Below are 19,383 nucleotides of genomic sequence, written 5' to 3' on the forward strand. Positions count from 1 at the left end.
GATATGACAAACATAGAAAATTTGGTCGATAATCAAACCAACCTCTTGCTCAATCTCAAAGAGATTATTGAGCAAGAAAAGCAGGCATTGGTCGCTCAAGATGCGGATACCCTTTTGTCTTTAGCTAGCCAAAAAGCTGCCCTCCTCCAACAGTTGCAAATCAACGACCAAGCCATCGCAAACCAGCCTGATATAGCACAAGCAAAATCTAACCCCGTCATTCAAGAAAAAATCCGTATTGCAGAGCAGCAGCTGGCAGATTGCCAAACGCTCAATGCTCAAAATGCCGATCTTATCGATCTCAACATGGCAAGTATCAACCGATTTTCACAAGCCTTACAGGCGAGTCGCAGCTCATCGACAATGACCTATGACGAAAAAGGCAAAACAACAAGCTCTGCAACTCTAGGCAATAACATCAAAGCCTAGCCATATCTCATTTGAAAATAACGATGTCCCCCCCAAAAAAGCAGAACACGCGACGTGGACACATAAAGCACTGGGGGTTGGATCAAAAAAAGCCGCGTTCACGCGGCTTGTATGATATCGATGTCTACTGTTTGAATTAGAAGTAAGTAATTTGCTTCACTTTCCTCGATTTATGTTGTTGCTGATATAAAGCCCATACTTGTGAAAAATCTAACTCTAATTCAGTCACATAATGTTCGCCTGCAGGGTACGACCGCACGACTCTCGCACCTCGAATGACTCCCGAAACAGATGCATTAATCGTATCATTTTTCAAAACCCAGTCACTCACGCTACTCTTCGAAGATAACCTTTGTCCATAGACCTGCTCAGTCAATTCTCGGTAAGCAGCAATTTTTGAAGCTTGCATCGCTGCAAGCACTTTCTGAGACTGTGTCTTCCCTGGTTGCATGGCCAAAGTTGCATACCCCACTGCACTAATCTTGGGGAAAGTTTCTGGTGCCTCCGTCTCCCACTGCACATATCTATCTTGAGTCGCACACCCAGTCAACATGAGTAATAGCGCAATTAACCAAAGTTTCATTGCTTGTCTCCTATGATACGTACGTGTGAATCGCCATGGTTTTCATTGCGATACAGCAAACCACCTTTCGCAATAACTTTTGGTGACAACACAATATATTCAGGAAGTTCTTTCTGTAAAACAGAAGCTTGCGTTGCAGAAACGACTCGGTTATTTACGATATTGACGATGCGAGCATTGAGCACAACACCCGTTTTGTTCATACTCATCGTCGACACCAAAACATGTTCTACAGCGACATCTGCGGGAAGTTGTTGCCAATCACGTGACAACATGAATTCGCCATTTGGCGCAACTCTCATATTATCCGCGACATTGACATCAACAAGGTTGAATTTATGTTCATGCAAGGCCGTCATCATCCCCTGCTGTAACTGTAAGCCAAACTTATTACTTTCAAATAAGCTGTCCAATACAACGGGCGTTGTCACGAGTAAAGGTTGGTCAGAGCGCAGGACATCGTTATTTCGCACCAATGAGTTTACAATTCGCTGCGACAAGTGATTGACACTATCGGTCGGTGATAAACCATAGCCGCTATTCAATCGAACACTTTGAGGCTCCGGCTCTACTGTACTCATACAAGCTGAAAGCATTAGCAATGGGATCAATGCAGCTAGTTTCATCGAAGGATTCCTATATTTTACTTAGTAATCATGTCTCAGCCTAAACTCTACGCTGACCACATCATTACCTACCTACTTTTCTGTATCGGCAAGCATAGCTGAAACTTTACGATTATTATTTTCGGCGCGAACAATTAAAGGCATATAACTTGCTAGCTATTTGCTCATCAATAGCAAAAGTGACAAATCATCGACTTCAATTCGATATGAATTCGCTGAATGGTGCACTTTGTTGCCCCTGCTCGAATCGAATTCATATTCGCAGTGAGAGGGGTTAACCTAAGAGTAAATACTGATGAATAAACATCTTACAATCTTATCGGTGGGGCTATTATTCTGGTTATCGCCCGTATACGGCGAGTGGATTGAATCCAGCGGCCAAGCCCAAATCATCAATGGCGACATTAATCTTGCCCGGCAACAAGCTGTTGATCAGGCAACACACTATGCCATGTTGAAGACAGGAATGAGCTATACCAGCCACCAGCAAGTCACAAACGGCCAGTTAACAGCTGATCAATACGATGTCCATCAAGCCGCATCAACCGGTGAGGTCGAGCTCATTTCTGAACGCATCGAAGGAAACCAGTTAACGGTTCAACTCAGAGTCGATATCTTTAGTGATCCTGCGCTTCAATGCATGGGAGCCAATACAAAAGTTGCCGTCCTAATCCCGCAAACCGAAGTGAAGGAGCGAAGCCAACTCCGATATGGGCAACTTGAAAATTTTGGACAAAATATTTCAGAACATTTGAGCCAGAGTATTAATCAAACTTCTCGCTCAGCGTTAGCCCATGATCACAGTCAAGATCGCCTGGAAATGAATAGCAATCTACATGACACCATGGGGTACCGCCTTCCAAGTTGGTATAGTGAAACCACTGATAGTCAGTACGTATTAACCTCAGAAATCACTGACATTTCTACAGAAAAGTCTGAAAGCAGCTTTCTAAACTTTTGGGCAGAGCCGCCGATTAGACAATTTGGTCTCACTTTGTCCCTCTACCATGGCATCAGTGGTGAGCGGATTTGGCGTAAGAATTATCACTCCCAAGCACCTTGGGAATACGAACGTCAGCAAAAGGTGGCCACCAACACCCGTAATTTTTGGCAATCGAAATACGGGACTCGAGTAGATAATATTTTAAATAGTGCCATTAAGGATTTGGACAACCTATTGAGCTGCCGTCCAGTCATGGCACAGGTGGTTGCCAGGCAAGCCGATAGAATTATTATTAACCTCGGCCGACAAAATGGTGTACAAGTCGGTGATAAGTTCCAAATCATTTTGCAAAAAAACTTACCCGATAGGCTCAGCAAACTGCGCCCCCTCGCAAGCGAGAGCAATGCAGAAGTCATCATAGACCAAATCAGTGAAATGACGGCCACCGCAGTACTCAAAAATCAGAATGCCAGCTACAACATTCAAATCAGTGATATCGCACTTAAAATCTAGTTTCAATCCAGATTTTCCCCTTTGCCCAAAAGTAAACATTTGGATAAAGGGGATAATTTTGTCTAATAATCATTCGGATAAGAAACATAATCCATTCCAATCATAGTATTTTTACAAATTATTTATATAATGGCTGACGTTGAATATGTCTCCTTAGCTCAGCTGGATAGAGCAGCCCCCTCCTAAGGGGCAGGTCAGAGGTTCGAATCCTCTAGGGGACGCCATTCTTTTCCAATCAAGGTCGCCAGCTATGACTTCATCCCCTCGTTGCTTCAGCCTTGCTCAGAATCCGCTCTAAAACCTTGGTTTAACACTCGTGAATGACAATTGTCATTCCCTAAATCGATACACATCTTTATAATATACGCCTTGTTTATTCGACTTGGAGTGGTTACTTGACCTCTGCTCATATTCCTTTAGCGCAATACAAACGCAAGTGGATCTTTAATCACAAAGATTTGCCAGTTTCTGATGAAGACAAATCGCAAATTTTCCCATTAACAGAAAAAGCTTCAATGCAAATCTGGAATCAATGGATAAGCAATAAATGCAGTCGTCCTGATCAATTTTCAAAAGGAGATTGGGCAGCAAAAGGAAATACCTGGCAGCAAACAGATCACTGGCAAAGCGCGTGGGATAGCGAAGACCCTGCACTGCCTACAGTAATTGCTGAGTTCATTCAATGGCAACCCCAAGCCAAAGTTTATTTTTGTTACGACAAGTACCAAGTCATTGAAACCACTTGGCAAGTATTTGAAAGAAACTGGAAGTGCTTCTTATTCTTTGACGATGGCCCACTTTTAATCGCTCCAAAGCAAAAACAAGCCGCTTGGTTCGACCAAAAAGGCCAATACCAAGTTGGAACACGTAACTAATACTTAAACCGTGGACACTGATATATTGAGTTCGAACGCGACATTCATGTTCACACGGGCACATTGCCACTACGCTATTAATTATGGAAAAGTAAAATCATGAAGTATTTACTCGCCACATCCTTGGCGCTACTCCTTTTGCTAAATACCAACGACACTGCCGCAAGGGAGCTTGCAGATGTCGAGATTAAAGAACAGATTATTTGGTCCGAACAGCCTTTGATACTCAATGGTGCAGGCATTCGCAGTAAGTTTTTTATGGATCTGTACGTTGGTAGTTTATACCTTCCGGCACCAGCTCATGATCTCACGCAAGTTCTGCAACAAAGCCCTGCAATAATTCGCCTCAATATTGTCTCAGGCATGATCACCGCCGAAAAAATGCAAGCGGCAATTGAAGATGGCTTCAATGCAGCCACCCATGACAATACAAGTCATATTGACGATAAGATAGCTCAGTTTATGGCGTTATTTGAAAGTGGGGTTTCTGAGGGCGATCAGTTTACGTTTGTCACCTTTTCCTCTGGTCGTGTTACCACCTATAAAAATGGCAAAGCACAAGGTCAATTTGAAGATATAGCTTTTCGTGAAGCTTTACTCGGAATATGGCTTGGCAATGAACCGGCACAAAACAGTCTTAAAGAGGCCATGCTCAGTTTATAACTGAAATGAACGCACCACGAATTGAAGTCTGTAGCAGGCTTTAAACAAGTGGGCTCATTTAAACGGATTGACGTAAATCCACTCAATCTTGAAGCCTTCACTGTCAATCAAAGCAGGAAGGCTTCCACGTTTAAAGGTAGCTCGTCAGTTCAAAGTAATTGATAGAACATATCCCTAGAACGCGAATCGCATTCACTTATTCCATAGATAACAGCATGGCGCTCAAGTGGTGCGATATGCAGCTCGGCCCTTATTAAGCCTAAACTCGATAAGCCTTTAAAAACATTTGAATACAACCAAGCATATATCCATGCCGACTAGGTTCAAGCGCTTGGGTTGCCAAACCAAGTTCAAGCTTGAGACGCATTTCGCCCAGTAACATCATGCACAGTCGCACTGCACAATCTCTTGTGTTATCAAATTGATAACAGCCTGTTTTCTCCATTTTTTGCAAGTAGTCCGACAATATTTCAATTGTATGCATTGGTCCGGCCTGAAAATACATATCCGATAATTGCGGGTGACTATCCAAATTCGCGATGCAAGCCCTAAATACAGTGAGCGCCTCTTGTGACAGTACTATCGAGCTAAACATTTGCGCATAAGCGATTAGTTCTTCTTCTGGATTCAGCGGGTCGATTAACACCGACTCACTTTCTCCATGAAAGACACAGCGCGATTCAATAGAAGCGACAAATAGCTCATCTTTACTTCCAAAGTGAGAATAGACCGTTTGCTTTGAAACATTGGCCAGCTTGGCAACTTCTTCCATGCTGGTATGCGGATAGCCTTTGTCGCAAAACAGTTCAATTGCAGCCTCTAGGACTTGCGCTCTTTTTTGTTCACTGCGACTCAGGGTGCTTTTAGGCATGACTTCATTCTCACTCATGTTGGCAAACAACTTAATAACTACGTCTCAAAGTTACACGACACTATCATCAGCGCGTCGAAAAGCTAAAACACATTTAATCACAAAGTAGACTAGACAGTCCAGTTTGATACAACTAGACTGGGTAGTCTAGTTGCAACCATGATACTTAAACGTATTGCGATTTTTACGTGGAACATTGATTATGAAAACCAAACCAACGCAATCCCTAAAATTCTATTTAGCATCAATAGCAACATTGATGGTTTTCATCATGCCACTCACTGGGTGCGGTAACCAAAATGCTGACATTCAAGCAGAGCCGAGTTTGCAAACCGTCGCAGTCAAAACGCTCAACCAAACCGATTTCTATGCTCACAAACAATTCTTTTCCGGAAATATTCGCGCGGCGAATACCACAGGAGTTGGATTTGAGCTTTCCGGAAAAATCAAACAGCTCTACGTCGACAGTGGAGATAAAGTCAGCGCCAAACAGCCCCTAGCACAGCTCGACGTCAGTATATTGCTCGCCCAGCAACAAGAAGTGGATGCATCTTTGTTGCAAAACCAAGCGGATATAGACTTAGCGCGAAGCACGCTCAATCGAAGCTTAGAGCTGACGAATCAAGGTTATATCTCTGAACAAACACTGGATGAAGTTAAAGGGCAACTCAACAGTTTACTCGCGAGGAAAAAGCAGCTGCAAGCGAGCCTATCTGCCATCAACCTCAACTTAGAAAAATCAACGTTACTGGCTCCGTTTGAAGGAAGTGTTGCCGAACGGCACCAGAATCTTGGTGGTGTGGTCCAACTCGGCAGTCCAGTTTTTACTTTAATCCAAAGCAATACACCGCAAGCATTTATTGGTGTTCCAGTTGAAGTTGCACGTAGCTTTAGTACGGACCAGCAAGTGAGTGTTAAAGTTGGTAAACAAACATATACAGCACGCATTCGCGGTATTAGTGGTCAGCTGAATCCTGTCACCCGCACACAAGAAGTACGTATTGCGCTGCCCAAAAATGCGGCGGTCATCAATGGTGAGCTTGCCTACTTGGATTACCAGCAGCAAATTCAACAAACAGGTTACTGGGTACCGATTGCCGCGTTAACAGAAGGCATGCGCGGCCTTTGGAATATCTATGTGATCAAGCCGCAAGAACACGCATTTATCGTGCAACGTCGAGACGTCGAAATCATCTATACCGATCGAGACAAAGCGTATATTCAAGGTGCAATTTCAGACAAGGAACAATTCGTCAGTCAAGGGCTCCACAAATTAGTGTCTGGTCAGCTGGTTAATCCACAGGAGCATGGCCACAATGATTAAGCACCTCGTTCACAACGGCCGCCTTACCAGCCTAATCATCGCGCTATTATTAGTCGCAGGATTTGGCGCAGTCTCTAGCTTGCCTCGCTCCGAAGATCCGCATATCACCAATCGCTTTGCTTCTGTGATTACTCAATTTCCCGGCGCTTCTGCTTCTAGAGTCGAGTCTTTAGTCACTGAAGTTTTAGAAAATCAATTACGCCGCTTAGAAGAATTAAAACTAGTCAATTCAACATCTCGCCCCGGGATCTCCGTAATCCAACTGGAATTAAAAGATGACGTCTTAGAAACCGCTCCCGTATGGTCAAAAGCTCGAGATCTAATTGCTGATGCCAATGCACAACTTCCCGAACAAGCCAGAAACTCTCGGTTAGATGACCAAATTGGCTATGCAAGCACCGTCATCTTGGGCGTCTCCTGGCAAGGAGACGGTGCCCCACGAACCGACATGCTCAAGCGCTATGCAAAAGAGCTTCAAAGTCGACTTCGGGCACTGCAAGGTACCGATTTTGTGAAGCTCTATGGCGAGCCACAAGAAGAAATTTTGGTGGAACTGGAAAACTACAAAATTAATCAATTGCAGCTCACGCCCGCGGTTATTGCCACCAAACTGGAGCAAGCCGACAGCAAAATATCAGCGGGTGAATTAAACAATCAGAGCTTTAGAGCACTGGTTGAGATCTCAGGTGAACTTGATTCAATCACGCGCATCAAACAAGTGCCGATCAAAGTTGATCACTTGGGCCAAATTATCCGTTTAGGTGATATCGCAACCGTTAAGCGTCAAGCTAAAACACCCGCATCTAGTATTGCGCTAATCAAGCAACGTCATGGCGTTATGGTCGCCGCCAGAATGATTAAAAGCGTGCGGGTTGACCAATGGCAGCAACAAGTACAAGTCGCAGTAACCGATCTAGAATCCGCATTGCCGTCGAATATAAAAATAGAATGGTTATTCGAGCAAGAAAGCTATACCAGTGAGCGCCTTGAAAACCTACTGATAAACTTGGTTCAAGGTTTTGTCATTATTCTTGTGGTTTTGATGCTCACCTTGGGACTAAGAAATGCCTTAATCGTCGCTTTGTCTCTTCCTTTAACCGCTTTATTCACTTTAGCCTGTATGAAGTATGTCGGTTTACCCATACACCAAATGTCTGTCACTGGGCTTGTGGTTGCACTGGGAATAATGGTCGACAATGCAATTGTCATCGTCGACGCAATCTCGCAACGGCGGCAGCAAGGCTTAGGCAAGCTCAAAGCCGTTGAGCAAACACTGCGGCATTTATGGCTCCCGCTCGCCGGGTCAACAATGACGACCATGCTTGCATTCGCTCCCATCGTACTTATGCCTGGTGCAGCGGGAGAATTTGTCGGCGGCATCGCCATATCAGTTATATTTGCCTTGCTTGGCTCCTATGTCATCTCCCATACTTTAATTGCAGGTCTAGCAGGACGCTTTAGTCCCAAGAAAATCCGCAAGACTTGGACGCAAACCGGCATTTCTGCGCCATTTCTTAGCCGAAGTTTCCGAGCAACGCTTAAAATTGCTTTGCAGCGCCCCTTTCTGTCTGCACTCATTATTGGGGTATTGCCACTCCTTGGCTTCGTCGCTGCGGGCAAAATGACAGAGCAATTCTTTCCGCCATCAGACCGAGATATGTTCCAAATTGAAGTCTATCTCGCGCCCCATGTCAGCCTTGATAATACGTTAGCTCAAATCAAAGCAATGGATGCCGATTTACATCTTACACAGGGGGTAAACGATGTCAGTTGGGTCGTTGGTGGCAATACGCCCTCTTTCTATTACAACATTACCCAACGCCAGCAGGGTGCTACTCACTACGCGCAAGCCATGGTGACCGCAGAAAGCTTCCAGACTGCAAACCAGCTAATTCCTGAGATACAAAAGTCTTTTGATAAAAAATACACTGCTGCGCAGGTTTTAGTTCGCAAGCTTGAACAAGGCCCACCTTTTAACGCGCCAGTAGAGCTCAGGGTCTATGGCTCAAACCTAGAGCAACTCAGGATCATTGGCGAACAGGTCCGCTTAATTTTAAACCAAACCGAAGATGTACTTCACACTCGAACCACATTGGGTGCAGGGGCACCAAAGTTGTGGCTGCAAGTCAATGAAGATGCAAGTTTAATGAGCGGGTTGAGCTTGGCCGATATTGCGAATCAAATCCAAGCCGCAACAGCGGGAATAAATGGCGGAAGCATCATCGAACAAACAGAGTCGCTACCTGTGCGAGTTCGTTTAGTCGAGCGCGCAAGAGAACAACAAACGAGGCTAACTGAACTCAATCTGCTGTCGACTCAGGGAACCGGCATTCCACTTTCAGCACTCGCACAAACACGTATTGACGTAAGTCGAGGTTCAATTACCCGCCGCAATGGTCAGCGGGTCAATATTATTGAAGCCTATATCACAGCTGATGTGTTGCCGGCTAAGGTTCTCAACGATATACGTCAACAGGTGAATGACATCCAGTTACCTAGTGGTTATCGCATCGAAATTGGCGGAGAAAGCGCGAAGCGCAACGAAGCTGTAGGCAACTTACTTTCAAATATCGTTCTCGTTGCAACACTGCTATTTACAACGGTCGTACTGTCATTCAACTCTTTTCGGCTCACAGGCATCATCTTGCTGAGCGCAGGACAATCCGCGGGCCTTGGTCTGCTCGCCGTTTATGTATTTGGATATCCATTTGGCTTTACGGTGATCATTGGATTACTGGGTTTAATGGGATTGGCAATCAATGCAGCGATTGTCATCTTGGCTGAGCTAGAAGACTTAAAAACAGCCCGTCAAGGTGATCAGCAGGTGATCATTGATGCAGTCAGTAGTTGTGGACGCCACATCGGCTCAACAACCATTACAACCATTGGTGGCTTCCTCCCATTAATTATCGCTGGCGGCGGATTTTGGCCTCCCTTTGCCATCGCAATTGCAGGGGGCACTCTATTGACCACGCTTCTCTCTCTGGTTTGGGTGCCGGTGATGTATTCTCTATGGATGACGCCCCAGCGAAAATCACGTAAAAAGCGAGTAGGAAACAATCAAGAAATACAAACGGTGAATTAAAGCGCCGATAAGCTTAATAGACTCATGGGATGCCGCCTCGATAAACGGCAGCTTTTAAAAACAAACATGATGACCAAGATGTTAGGCAATTGCTTTACTGCTGAGCTGGGCTTGGGAATTATCAACCATGTCTTATGCTATAAGTGCATCACAGACGAGAGCTTCTTCGTGTAATCTCAGCATCAACTAAGCAGAGGTCTGCTCTGGTGGTAGCTCCGACGCTTGGGGCTGCCAAACATTGGTACCTGATTGCGCCACTTGGCTAAAGTTACTGTTCAGCACCTTGGAGCCCACATTTCGCGAAGTTTCTGGACGGCTAATAAGATACCCTTGCACACATTGAATCCCCAATTTTTTCACGAGTTCAAACTGCTGTGCTTGCTCCACACCTTCTGCCACAATCTTAAGGTTTAGGTGCTGCCCAAGTTCACTAATTGAGTTTAAGATTTTGTCGTACTTCGGGTTTACATTCGCTTGGTCAATAAAAAGCTTATCAACTTTAATGACATCAATTGGTAACTCAGCCAAGGTCGACAACGAACTAAAGCCGGTACCAAAATCATCAATCGCAATTTGAACGCCGTCTTCACGCAGCTTTTCAAATTCTTCAATGACTTTTTGCGGCGCATCAATAAAGCAAGACTCTGTAATCTCTAATAATAACGCCGACGGCGGTAAGCCGGCTTTGTCAATCGTCTGCATCACCCATTGATGCATCCGACGATGCTTTAACTGCACCGCCGAAATATTCACGGAAATCCTCACTTTACGCATCCCAGCATTGTACCAAGCCGCCATTTGTCGACAGGCCTCAAACAATATCCAGTCACCCAGCTCTAAAATTAAGTTTGACTCTTCTGCAATCGGAATAAACTCACCAGGAGTAATCATCCCTTCCGCAGGGTGATTCCAACGAACTAAAGACTCAAAGTAATCAATGCTGCAATCTTCCACATGAACAATCGGCTGGAACGACAAACTAAAGTTTTGCGTCGCCAATGCAAGCCGCATTTCTTCAAGTAAGTAATGATAGCGGCGCATTTTGCTGCCCATTTCCGGCGAATAAACTCTGAAAATTCCTCGGCCATCGGTTTTAGCGCGAAACATAGCAACGTCTGCCATTTGCAGCAATGTATTTGGGTTAGACGCACTATCGGGATAGACAGCAATACCAATGCTTGCTCCGATTTTGACAACTTTATTACCAAGCAAAAAATCACGTTCCATTTCTTGTAAAATGCTTTGCGCAATTTCGATCGCTTGACCTTCATCTTCTAGGTGTTCGATAAATACTGAAAACTCATCTCCGCCTAAACGAGACAAGTTTTGCTCAATATGATTCACAGGGTGTGTTTTACTTAAGTCATGGTTGCGAACAATATTCATCAAACGGCCAGCAACTTGAATCAGAACCTCATCACCAAAACTATGCCCGAAAGAATCATTGACCTGTTTAAAGCCATCAAGATCAACAAATAGCAATGCTTGCTTATGCCCTGCTTCCTCTGCTCTAGCAAGCTGGATCTCTAAATAAGATAAGTACGCATGTCTGTCTGCAAGTCCCGTCAATTTATCTTGAAAAATATTGGTTTCGGTTTCCCTTTGATAATGCAGCACGCGGTCGTTAAGTGCATTCAAGGTATAGCTTAATTTTGAGACTGGGTTTTGCTGCGCCACTTCAGCTAGCTCAATGCTAAAGGCACTGAGTAACTTATCTGCCTGCTCGTTCACTTGCCCTAAGGATTTGGCTGTTTTTTGCTCTGCGCGACTAGACATGTAATACGGAAATACAAAAGCAAAGAACACCACCAATAATAATGGTAAGTTACTGAACAACATCACCTTGCTGAAGATATCTCTTATCTTAACGGCTTGAATTTGACCGCCTTGACGAGACAGCACCGCATAATAGCCTTCTGTGTCCTTCACGATTTCGTTTTCTAAAAACAAAACTGCAGCAATTTGTGAATCAATCGCACTAACTTCGGATATTTGGAACGTACTGATTGCTTGGTGAAAGTTCTCTTTTTGCAGAACACCCATACCTTGGGTAAACGTAATTACGAACATGAGATATAAAACCATCATGCTGCTAAACAGTACAAGTAATACTCTTGAAAAGCGCGCCATAAGGAATCTTAATAAATAGAAAAGGTGAGTATAAATTCTTGTGTAAAAACAAGGGCGATTATTCTACGGCAAGTATAGTAGAGGGTCTAAATGGGCACAATTTTAATTTGAATTTTTCACTGAGATTGTTGCAATTTCAGTGATATATATCAATAAGATGCAGCTTAGAAGGCTATAGTAAAAAGACAGGTTCAATATCTTTATACTGCAAATACCTCCAAAGAGGTATCGCCTAATTAGCCCAATCATAGATTCTGAAAAGCCTCCGCTTAAGCAAAAGCTAAACCAAAGATAGAACAAGCTGTTTGCGACCTACATCTCAATTTGGCGAGTAGCCCGATCCATCCCTCGCCAAGCAATAGTCGATAAAACGACCAGCCCAAATTCTTACCGTTTTTCTGAGATATGGCGCAAATACAATTGTTAAAAAAAAGTTTAGAGTGCTCCAGCAACCATCCACCGAAAAGACCAAAAAAACTATGAATTATAAGCATTGGCCTATTGCAAAGCAGATCGGTACCCTCGCGTTCCTGCTGACTATTTTAATCTTTGCCATTTTAAGTTCGATATCCTACACAACCGCTTCAAATGAAATCAAAGACAAAGGCGCCTCAGCCATGCAGGTACAAATGCATGAATTGGCTGACCTTTTAAAACTGCAATACGACAGCTTATTAGAACAAGGCCGACGCAGTGCTGATGTGTTTCGGGAGATGTATCCAGGACAATTTAGAAAACCAGATAAAACCGTTAAGATTTTTGGCAAGGCCACTCCAGCACTAGCTCATGAGCGCGAACAACTCAACGCATCAAAAAGTAAAGTCGATCGATTTGCCAACCTGACTGGTGGAACAGCGACGGTATTTGTTCGGGATGGTGACGACTTTCTGCGCATTACTACATCCCTCAAAAAGCCCAATGGTAAACGTGCATTAGTCACTTACCTTGGTAAAGATCACCCAGGCTATGAGGCGCTCATCGCTGGTCAAAGTTATGAAGGTTACGCCTACCTTTTTGGAAAAGACTATATGACCGTCTACCGCCCTATTTTGAGTAAAGAAGGCGAAGTGATTGGTATCATGTATGTTGGATTTGATATCACAAGTTCATTAACGCAAATCCGCGAAGTCGTAAATAAACTTAAACTGGAAGAAACTGGTCATTACTTATTACTCCGAAACGCTGACAACAGTGTAATTGCGCACCCTAGTTACGACGTCGGCAGCAAAGTGACTGATGATGTGCTTAACGGTTTATCGCTTGCACAGGCAAAGCAATATGACACCGCCCATGAGTACATCAATCATCGACAGCAAGACACCCTTGCCCATAGTATTTTAGTCCCCGGTTGGGACTGGTCACTTGTCGGGCAAGTGGAAAGTAAAGAACTCAACGAAGAAAGCCTCACCCTCCTTAAAATCAATGCCGCGGTCGCGATTGCAGGCATCATTTTAATCACGGTCTTACTGTCTATTGTTTTACATAAATCTCTCAATCCATTGAAGCTACTTCAGCAACATCTAGAAGCACTAGGCAACGGAGATTTGAGCCGTAACTTACCCACGGCAACAGAAAACAGTGACAATGAAGTCGATCAAATCACCATTAGCACAAGCAATATGGCTACGAATTTAAGGCAGCTGATTGTCTCATTACAACAGTCAGCGAAACAGGTAGAAGCACAAGCCACTCAATCTCAGGAAGTTGCTCGTTTGAATGGGGAAGAGGCGCAAGCGATGATGGCCCAAACCGACCAAATCGCGACCGCTATTGAAGAGATGTCAGTGTCGATTCGCAATGTGGCGGATCACGCAAACCATGGTGCGAGCCAAAGTCAGCAAGTCGATAATGCTGCGCAATCAGGGCAGCAGCAGTTGGAAGAAGTCGTCAATGGTTTACGCGATCTCAGCTCACAGCTGAGCAGTAGTCATCATGCGGTCGGAGATGTTAGCAAAGAAAGCGATGCGATCAGTCAAGTCACAGAAGTGATTAACTCTATTGCAGAGCAGACGAACTTACTTGCTCTGAATGCCGCCATTGAAGCGGCCCGAGCAGGTGAGCAAGGGCGAGGCTTTGCCGTCGTTGCCGATGAAGTGCGTAATCTGGCTCAACGAACCCAGTCTTCCATTTCTGAAATTGGGCAAACAATTGGTCGCTTACAGCAAGTTGTTGGCGTGACTGCAACCCAAATGGAACAAAGCCAAGAACTTGGAGGACATTCGGCAGATCAAGGCGCCCAAGCCAATGAGCAGTTGACCGAAATCACCCAAAGAATTGGCGAACTCGCAGGCGTAACGGCTGATATAGCCAGTGCCACAGAACAACAAAGTGCAGTGGCAGAGGAAATCACGCGTAACCTCCATCAAATTACAGCTCTTGCGCAAGAAGGAGAACAGCGAGCAAACGAAACCGTACAAACTGCGGAAGAGTTATCTGATGTCGCAAGTGAGTTGCAACAGCAGATCGGTGTATTCAAAGTTTAACGCTGTTCGAAAGTCTTTCTGTTTAAAATACTAAGATTTAGCGGCTCATATATGAGCCGCTTTTATTTGCCTTTCATTTCACCGCCGCTGGCAATTTTCACTTGCCTTACGTCCCGAAGAAAAATAATTCAGCGTTCCCATTTAAATAAACCCGCCAGTTGCTAGGCAATGCAGCTCAAAAAACTCTTCCGGCGGTGAACATGCCAACAAGAGCAGAGACAAAGGAAGCAAAGGAGGAAATAAATTTTGCAACTAGCCTCAGCGCGCTCATCGAATCATGCCCTGACTATCAAGCTAAAACGTCATCCCTCAAAGCATGAAAGGGATAGGCAAAACAGCCAAAACTGAGCCAATGTAGGGAAACAGCCGTTTCAAAGGTCAAAGAAAAACTCAAGGAGGAGGAATCAATCCAGAACTGCTCTATACATGGCGATGATGTCTGCAATTCCGTCCAATCCTGTCTTCAAAGAAACTGACCAGCGACTAATAGGTGCAGGAGAACCAAAGAAAGTGGCGATAATTGCCTGTATCAGGAAGATGGTTGTCACGTTAAATTCAATGCTAAGAGGTGGTGTGATGTGAGAAACGCCAAAAGCTCGAAATTAACGATTGACGCCATTGTCTCTTATTAGCTGCGTTTCAAAATTGGTAATACTTCTGCTGATTCAGTATCTAGCATTTCCAAAACACTTTCAAAACCATGTATAGGCGACCAACCTAATTTCTCTTGTGCGGACGATGAATCATACACACGATCTAAGCTTTGAAGTAACTGCCAATTTCTTTGTTTAAATGCTAACGCGATTTCTGGGCACTTACGCTTGATGACCGATCCAGCTTCAGAATATAGAGCTTCGCAATCAGAAAGATGAAAAGGTGTTGCACCAGAGATGATAAAACGATTAAAACCACTTAAGCGCTTTTCCACAGCACATAAGTGAGCGTTTGCTACATCACGAGCATCAATTCCACGAGTCAGACGAAATACTGCCATTAAATCCGCTTGCTCTGGAAAACACCTCGACATTTGCAGCACAGTCACCGGAAGCTGAAACAGGTTTGAAATTTCTTCGAGCTTAGTTTCAGCAGCAATTTTACTTTTATGGTAAATCGACTTGGGTTGCGGAGTAACTTGCTCATTAACCCAACCAGCAATCCCTTTAGGCGTCGAAGCGTTACCGTACAATGCAGTTGTACTGGTAAAAATAAACTGCTTAATACCTGCTTTTACGCCAGCCAAAGCCAGTTTCTCAGTTGCATCTACGTTGATAGATTGAAACTCTGAATCAGGCACAAAACCAACATGGGGAGCATGAAGAGCCGCTGTATGAATGATGACATCAATATTTTTAAGTGCCCCCTCAATCAGAGCATTATCACGAATATCACCAATGTAATCGGCTATTGAGCATGGCGTTTTATCAATGCCGACTACGTCATGTGTTCGCATTAATTTAATATAGATTGCACGCCCGACTCTACCCGCAGAGCCCGTTACCAATACTCTCATTTAGGCACCTTACTCATGATTGACCTCAAAGCTACTAGACATAATGACTCCCCACTAAAGATGCTGATCTCCAATCAATCGTAGGTTAGCTGAAGCCAGAGCCATAATAGTTTTGTTAAAGAAACTAAAAATTGGAGATCGGCATAAGAAAACATAACTTACTTTTCATCGGCTTATATACTCACAAAGAGTTTATTGAAGTCGCCTATATTGAAGAGCATGCAGTGCTCAACCCATGCATTTTGATCGTATTTCCAGTGTAAGACCATCTATCACGAAACTGGCAAGACAATTCCAATCGAAGGAAGAGGAAAAACTACAAGATAACAGAGCAACATTTACGCTGGGCGATGCATGAATACATCAAGTTGGTTCACACTGCTGGAAGACCTGAGTTTTGAGGGGAGCCCCCAGCGCCCTGTTAATGGGCAAAATTTAGTTGGCTAAAATGTTGAGGAACGATAACAGCTAGCTGCTTTTATCCTTATTTTTTAACCTGTTATGTGCGAATTACTACCGTTCCCGCGATAAAATCATGCATTGCTCTATTTTTGTCGTTGAATAGCATTGTGATTATCTCAAGTAAATGCCACAAAAAGTATGAAATGCCAAAAACCATCATTGCATAAATTAACCAATCAGGTGTTTCACCTACTTGGTTAACAGGTAAAAATAGAGAAGCAATTAATAATAATATTAACATTACAACAGGTACACAATCTCGCAAGAAGGCTTGTTTAAAACTAATTCCTTTTTCTGATAGATGATCTACTACTTTTACATCTAACGCCATTTTACCGAGGGTTTGACCGTAAAGAGTATGAAGAGCAATAGAATAAACAGCAAATTGCATAGTGTCGATATACCCTAATGTTGCCTGTATTCCACCACCTGCTTGGGTTCCTAAGTAAGCAAGAATTGCTGAAAGAACGCTAATAACAATACCATCAATAATTGATGCCCAAAATCGAGGGCCGAAAGTAGAATATTTATCTAATTCTTGCTGCCTTTCCATCTCAGCCTTAGTCGCGGGATCACTCGCTTTATTAGAGATAGCTAGCTTAATTTCTTTTGCTCTTTCAGGGTATTGCTCTGAATCAATATGGTTTTGAACGTCTAAAAGTTCATCTAGTGTGTAGTTATTATAATTAGGACTAGAATCCATGTGCTTAACTCTCCTTGAGTACATAGACATAATGACTCCCCACTAAAGATGCTGATCTCCAATCAATCGTGGGTTAGCTGAAGCCAGAGCCATAATAGTTTTGTTAAAGAAACTAAAAATTGGAGATCAGCATGAGCAAACATAACATACTTTTCATAGGTTTAGACACTCACAAAGAATTTGTTGAAGTTGCCTATATTGAAGATCAACGCAGTGCGCAATCCATTCATTTGGGTCGTATTTCCAGTGCAAAAGCTTCTATCACGAAACTGGCAAGACAATTCCAATCGAAGGAAGAGGAAAAACAACAAGATAACAGAGCTACATTTACGCTGGGAGATGCATGAATACATCAAGTTGCTTCACAATGCTGGAAGATCCGAATTTTGAGGGGGTCCTCCAGCTCCTCACAAAGAGGCTGATAAACGCTTGGCTAAACTGTGTAACGAAGTGGAACTGCGCCAAGCTTTAGCAGTCCCACGCTTAATTGGCTTGTTAGGCATATTTATATGCTGGAACTTGCAACACATTGTCTTTACAAACCTTTTCCAGCACCCAACTTATATTTTTTATACTTTGAATTCTATCCGAAATATAAAAAACGAGTATATATTCAAGAGTTTTTTGATCAAAGGATTTTATTAATTCAAGGTATTCACCTTCGTTTATATGACGACCATGGAATGCTTGTGAATTAAAGTAAATTCGTATCATTTCACGCGCTGGTATTTTGGACCAGCCATCTAAAAATCCCTTTTCGATCCAAAACTGTTTGGATTCTTTTAGAACACTTCTAAAGCCAATATCATCAGTTAACTTTCCAAGTACACCAGTAAAACTGAGGAAGTTTGTTGGTTCGTCATTCCCAAAAAAGAATCGAAAATCGACAAAAAGTCCTTTTAATCTATGCCTACAAACATTTAATGATGGACCTGAAATCACACCGTCTTCGAATGAATAATTGGATAATCCTCCGAAGCCAACACCATTCTTTTTTAAGTCATCATAATTTTCTAATAGCTCCGCTGCACGATATAGAAAAAGTTCTATGGAGTGTTTCATATCATTAGATAACGGTGAAGTAAGAGGGACTTGCTTAAATTCCATTTGCTACGAACTCCATATATTCGAACAACTTTATACAAAACATCAAGAGTTTCACCTAGAAAAGCTTCGAATGCCGCTGCGTCAATTCATCTTGACGCATTTTCTGGTTGAAAAATGCCTAATAAACGACAAATCGAAGAGAAAATATCCAAACTGTTGTGATTTTTAATACTTTGAATTCAACTTTTTTGGACAGTTGCAGACACTAGCCTAAGGCGACGCTAGCACAGCTATAGATAAGATAGGCTAAGCTTCAAATTGTTGACTGTTCTTAATATCTCGACGATTCACCACGACCAAGATAATCCCCATGATGGCGGTCAGACCAAACAGGATAAGCAGCCATGCTTCCTCAACGTCAAGCCGGAAGTTTCCACCAACAGTTGCAGCAAGCAAGCCTAAGCCCACAGCACAAATTGAAAAACAAGCCGAAACGCCAGCAATAACCGTGCTCAAGCTAACCGCAAAGTGCTTACCTGAATCTGTGAATTTGGGTAAATACGGAGATATTGCAACAAAAACTCCGGCAGTCAGAATAGCCCAAAACCACATTCCGGCTCCGAGTAAGTGCTGTGATAACCAAGCCGTTGCCATGCAGCAGACACAATATATGATGGCAAAAAACTTAAATAGGTTCGACAAAACGACGTCTCTAGCCATTGGCAAGTAATAGCGAATGATGACAAGAATTCGCAGTTTAAGCGAGCAACATTTTCCTCAAATGAAGAGCATTTATAACTCCCAAACCTTGAATTCACTTGTTGTATTTCCGAGCAATGGCAGAAATCAAGCTCGTTAGCCAAGGGGGGACTCACTTAATCTTCGATGTTATATACAAAAAAGCCTGCACAGGCAGGCTTTTTGATTTTGAGCTCAATTATTTTTTCGCGATTGATTCCGTAGCCATATATCAAAGGCTACAAAATCAAAAGGTTACAAAATAGTAGACTATGAGTCCTCTTGCTCAATCGCGCGATCCATATTTTCTGTGTGCTCTAACCACAAGGCATTAATAATGCCAAAAGAGCAAGCCAGTAATACACCAAGTATCCAAGTGAAATACCACATAATTATTT

Annotated in this window: 16 protein-coding genes, 1 tRNA gene and 3 pseudogenes; 11 read left to right on the top strand and 9 right to left on the bottom strand. The window is 43.3% G+C overall.

Features of this window, described 5'->3' with window-relative positions; translation table 11 throughout:
* Positions 1–3 precede the first annotated feature (3 nt).
* Positions 4–429: a flagella synthesis protein FlgN gene (locus IEY18_RS00655; RefSeq protein WP_188916824.1), complete on the top strand. Its 426-nt coding sequence runs from the start codon at positions 4–6 to the stop codon at positions 427–429.
* 136 nt (positions 430–565) lie between these two features.
* Here the strand turns inward: IEY18_RS00655 and IEY18_RS00660 are convergent, their stop codons facing one another.
* Entirely contained in the window at positions 566–1,012 is a 447-nt protein-coding gene (locus IEY18_RS00660; protein WP_188916826.1) for an LPP20 family lipoprotein, read from the bottom strand.
* A complete protein-coding gene (locus IEY18_RS00665) occupies positions 1,009–1,638 on the bottom strand; it encodes a FlgO family outer membrane protein (RefSeq protein WP_188916828.1) in 630 nt (209 codons plus the stop codon). The genes IEY18_RS00660 and IEY18_RS00665 overlap by 4 nt, the downstream gene beginning before the upstream one ends.
* Positions 1,639–1,933: 295 nt before the next feature.
* Between IEY18_RS00665 and IEY18_RS00670 the strand changes: the two genes are divergently transcribed.
* The 4 genes from IEY18_RS00670 (at position 1,934) to IEY18_RS00685 (ending at position 4,632) form a co-directional block, all read left to right on the top strand.
* Positions 1,934–3,094, top strand: a complete 1,161-nt coding sequence (locus IEY18_RS00670) for a flagellar assembly protein FlgT (RefSeq protein ID WP_188916830.1) — start codon at positions 1,934–1,936, stop codon at positions 3,092–3,094.
* A gap of 147 nt (positions 3,095–3,241) precedes the next feature.
* Positions 3,242–3,318, top strand: a tRNA-Arg gene (locus IEY18_RS00675).
* Positions 3,319–3,489: 171 nt separating this feature from the next.
* Positions 3,490–3,969, top strand: coding sequence for a DUF2947 domain-containing protein (locus IEY18_RS00680; RefSeq protein WP_188916832.1), 480 nt, complete (start codon positions 3,490–3,492; stop codon positions 3,967–3,969).
* Positions 3,970–4,068: 99 nt separating this feature from the next.
* Positions 4,069–4,632, top strand: coding sequence for a chalcone isomerase family protein (locus IEY18_RS00685; protein ID WP_188916834.1), 564 nt, complete (start codon positions 4,069–4,071; stop codon positions 4,630–4,632).
* A 259-nt stretch (positions 4,633–4,891) separates the two neighbouring features.
* Here the strand turns inward: IEY18_RS00685 and IEY18_RS00690 are convergent, their stop codons facing one another.
* Positions 4,892–5,503: a TetR/AcrR family transcriptional regulator gene (locus IEY18_RS00690; RefSeq protein WP_229779681.1), complete on the bottom strand. Its 612-nt coding sequence runs from the start codon at positions 5,501–5,503 to the stop codon at positions 4,892–4,894.
* 202 nt (positions 5,504–5,705) lie between these two features.
* Here IEY18_RS00690 and IEY18_RS00695 point away from each other — a divergent pair, with 202 nt between their 5' ends.
* Together IEY18_RS00695 and IEY18_RS00700 are read left to right on the top strand one after the other, a co-directional pair.
* Positions 5,706–6,827 carry an efflux RND transporter periplasmic adaptor subunit gene (locus tag IEY18_RS00695; protein ID WP_188916838.1) on the top strand — a complete coding sequence of 374 codons (1,122 nt, stop codon included), beginning with the start codon at positions 5,706–5,708 and terminating at the stop codon, positions 6,825–6,827.
* Positions 6,820–9,912 (top strand): efflux RND transporter permease subunit, encoded by a 3,093-nt coding sequence (locus IEY18_RS00700; RefSeq protein ID WP_188916840.1) that lies wholly within the window; start codon positions 6,820–6,822, stop codon positions 9,910–9,912. The genes IEY18_RS00695 and IEY18_RS00700 overlap by 8 nt, the downstream gene beginning before the upstream one ends.
* Before the next feature lie 186 nt (positions 9,913–10,098).
* Here IEY18_RS00700 and IEY18_RS00705 read toward each other — a convergent pair whose 3' ends face one another.
* Positions 10,099–12,042, bottom strand: coding sequence for a putative bifunctional diguanylate cyclase/phosphodiesterase (locus IEY18_RS00705; RefSeq protein ID WP_229779682.1), 1,944 nt, complete (start codon positions 12,040–12,042; stop codon positions 10,099–10,101).
* Between the two features lie 479 nt (positions 12,043–12,521).
* Here IEY18_RS00705 and IEY18_RS00710 point away from each other — a divergent pair, with 479 nt between their 5' ends.
* Together IEY18_RS00710 and IEY18_RS00715 are read left to right on the top strand one after the other, a co-directional pair.
* Positions 12,522–14,525: a methyl-accepting chemotaxis protein gene (locus IEY18_RS00710; protein WP_188916842.1), complete on the top strand. Its 2,004-nt coding sequence runs from the start codon at positions 12,522–12,524 to the stop codon at positions 14,523–14,525.
* 266 nt (positions 14,526–14,791) lie between these two features.
* Positions 14,792–15,107, top strand: a pseudogene (locus IEY18_RS00715) (IS110 family transposase); the annotation flags it as partial.
* Positions 15,108–15,153: 46 nt separating this feature from the next.
* Here IEY18_RS00715 and IEY18_RS00720 read toward each other — a convergent pair.
* Complete coding sequence (locus IEY18_RS00720; protein WP_188916844.1) at positions 15,154–16,035, bottom strand: NAD-dependent epimerase/dehydratase family protein; 882 nt, start codon at positions 16,033–16,035, stop codon at positions 15,154–15,156.
* Between the two features lie 143 nt (positions 16,036–16,178).
* Here IEY18_RS00720 and IEY18_RS17360 point away from each other — a divergent pair.
* Positions 16,179–16,348, top strand: a pseudogene (locus tag IEY18_RS17360) (IS110 family transposase); the annotation flags it as partial.
* A 186-nt stretch (positions 16,349–16,534) separates the two neighbouring features.
* Here IEY18_RS17360 and IEY18_RS00725 read toward each other — a convergent pair.
* Positions 16,535–17,200: an RDD family protein gene (locus IEY18_RS00725; RefSeq protein ID WP_188916846.1), complete on the bottom strand. Its 666-nt coding sequence runs from the start codon at positions 17,198–17,200 to the stop codon at positions 16,535–16,537.
* Positions 17,201–17,331: 131 nt separating this feature from the next.
* Here IEY18_RS00725 and IEY18_RS00730 point away from each other — a divergent pair.
* A pseudogene (locus IEY18_RS00730) lies at positions 17,332–17,502 on the top strand (IS110 family transposase); the annotation flags it as partial.
* A 193-nt stretch (positions 17,503–17,695) separates the two neighbouring features.
* Here IEY18_RS00730 and IEY18_RS00735 read toward each other — a convergent pair.
* From IEY18_RS00735 to cydX, 3 genes are all read right to left on the bottom strand, one after another.
* On the bottom strand, positions 17,696–18,307 hold the full coding sequence (locus IEY18_RS00735) for a hypothetical protein (RefSeq protein WP_188916848.1): 612 nt from the start codon (positions 18,305–18,307) through the stop codon (positions 17,696–17,698).
* A gap of 246 nt (positions 18,308–18,553) precedes the next feature.
* A complete protein-coding gene (locus IEY18_RS00740) occupies positions 18,554–18,901 on the bottom strand; it encodes a hypothetical protein (RefSeq protein WP_188916850.1) in 348 nt (115 codons plus the stop codon).
* 354 nt (positions 18,902–19,255) lie between these two features.
* Positions 19,256–19,375, bottom strand: coding sequence for a cytochrome bd-I oxidase subunit CydX (gene cydX / locus IEY18_RS00745; RefSeq protein WP_188916852.1), 120 nt, complete (start codon positions 19,373–19,375; stop codon positions 19,256–19,258).
* Between the last annotated feature and the right edge of the window lie 8 nt (positions 19,376–19,383).

Source organism: Shewanella gelidii (assembly GCF_014647855.1).
Lineage (GTDB): Bacteria > Pseudomonadota > Gammaproteobacteria > Enterobacterales > Shewanellaceae > Shewanella > Shewanella gelidii.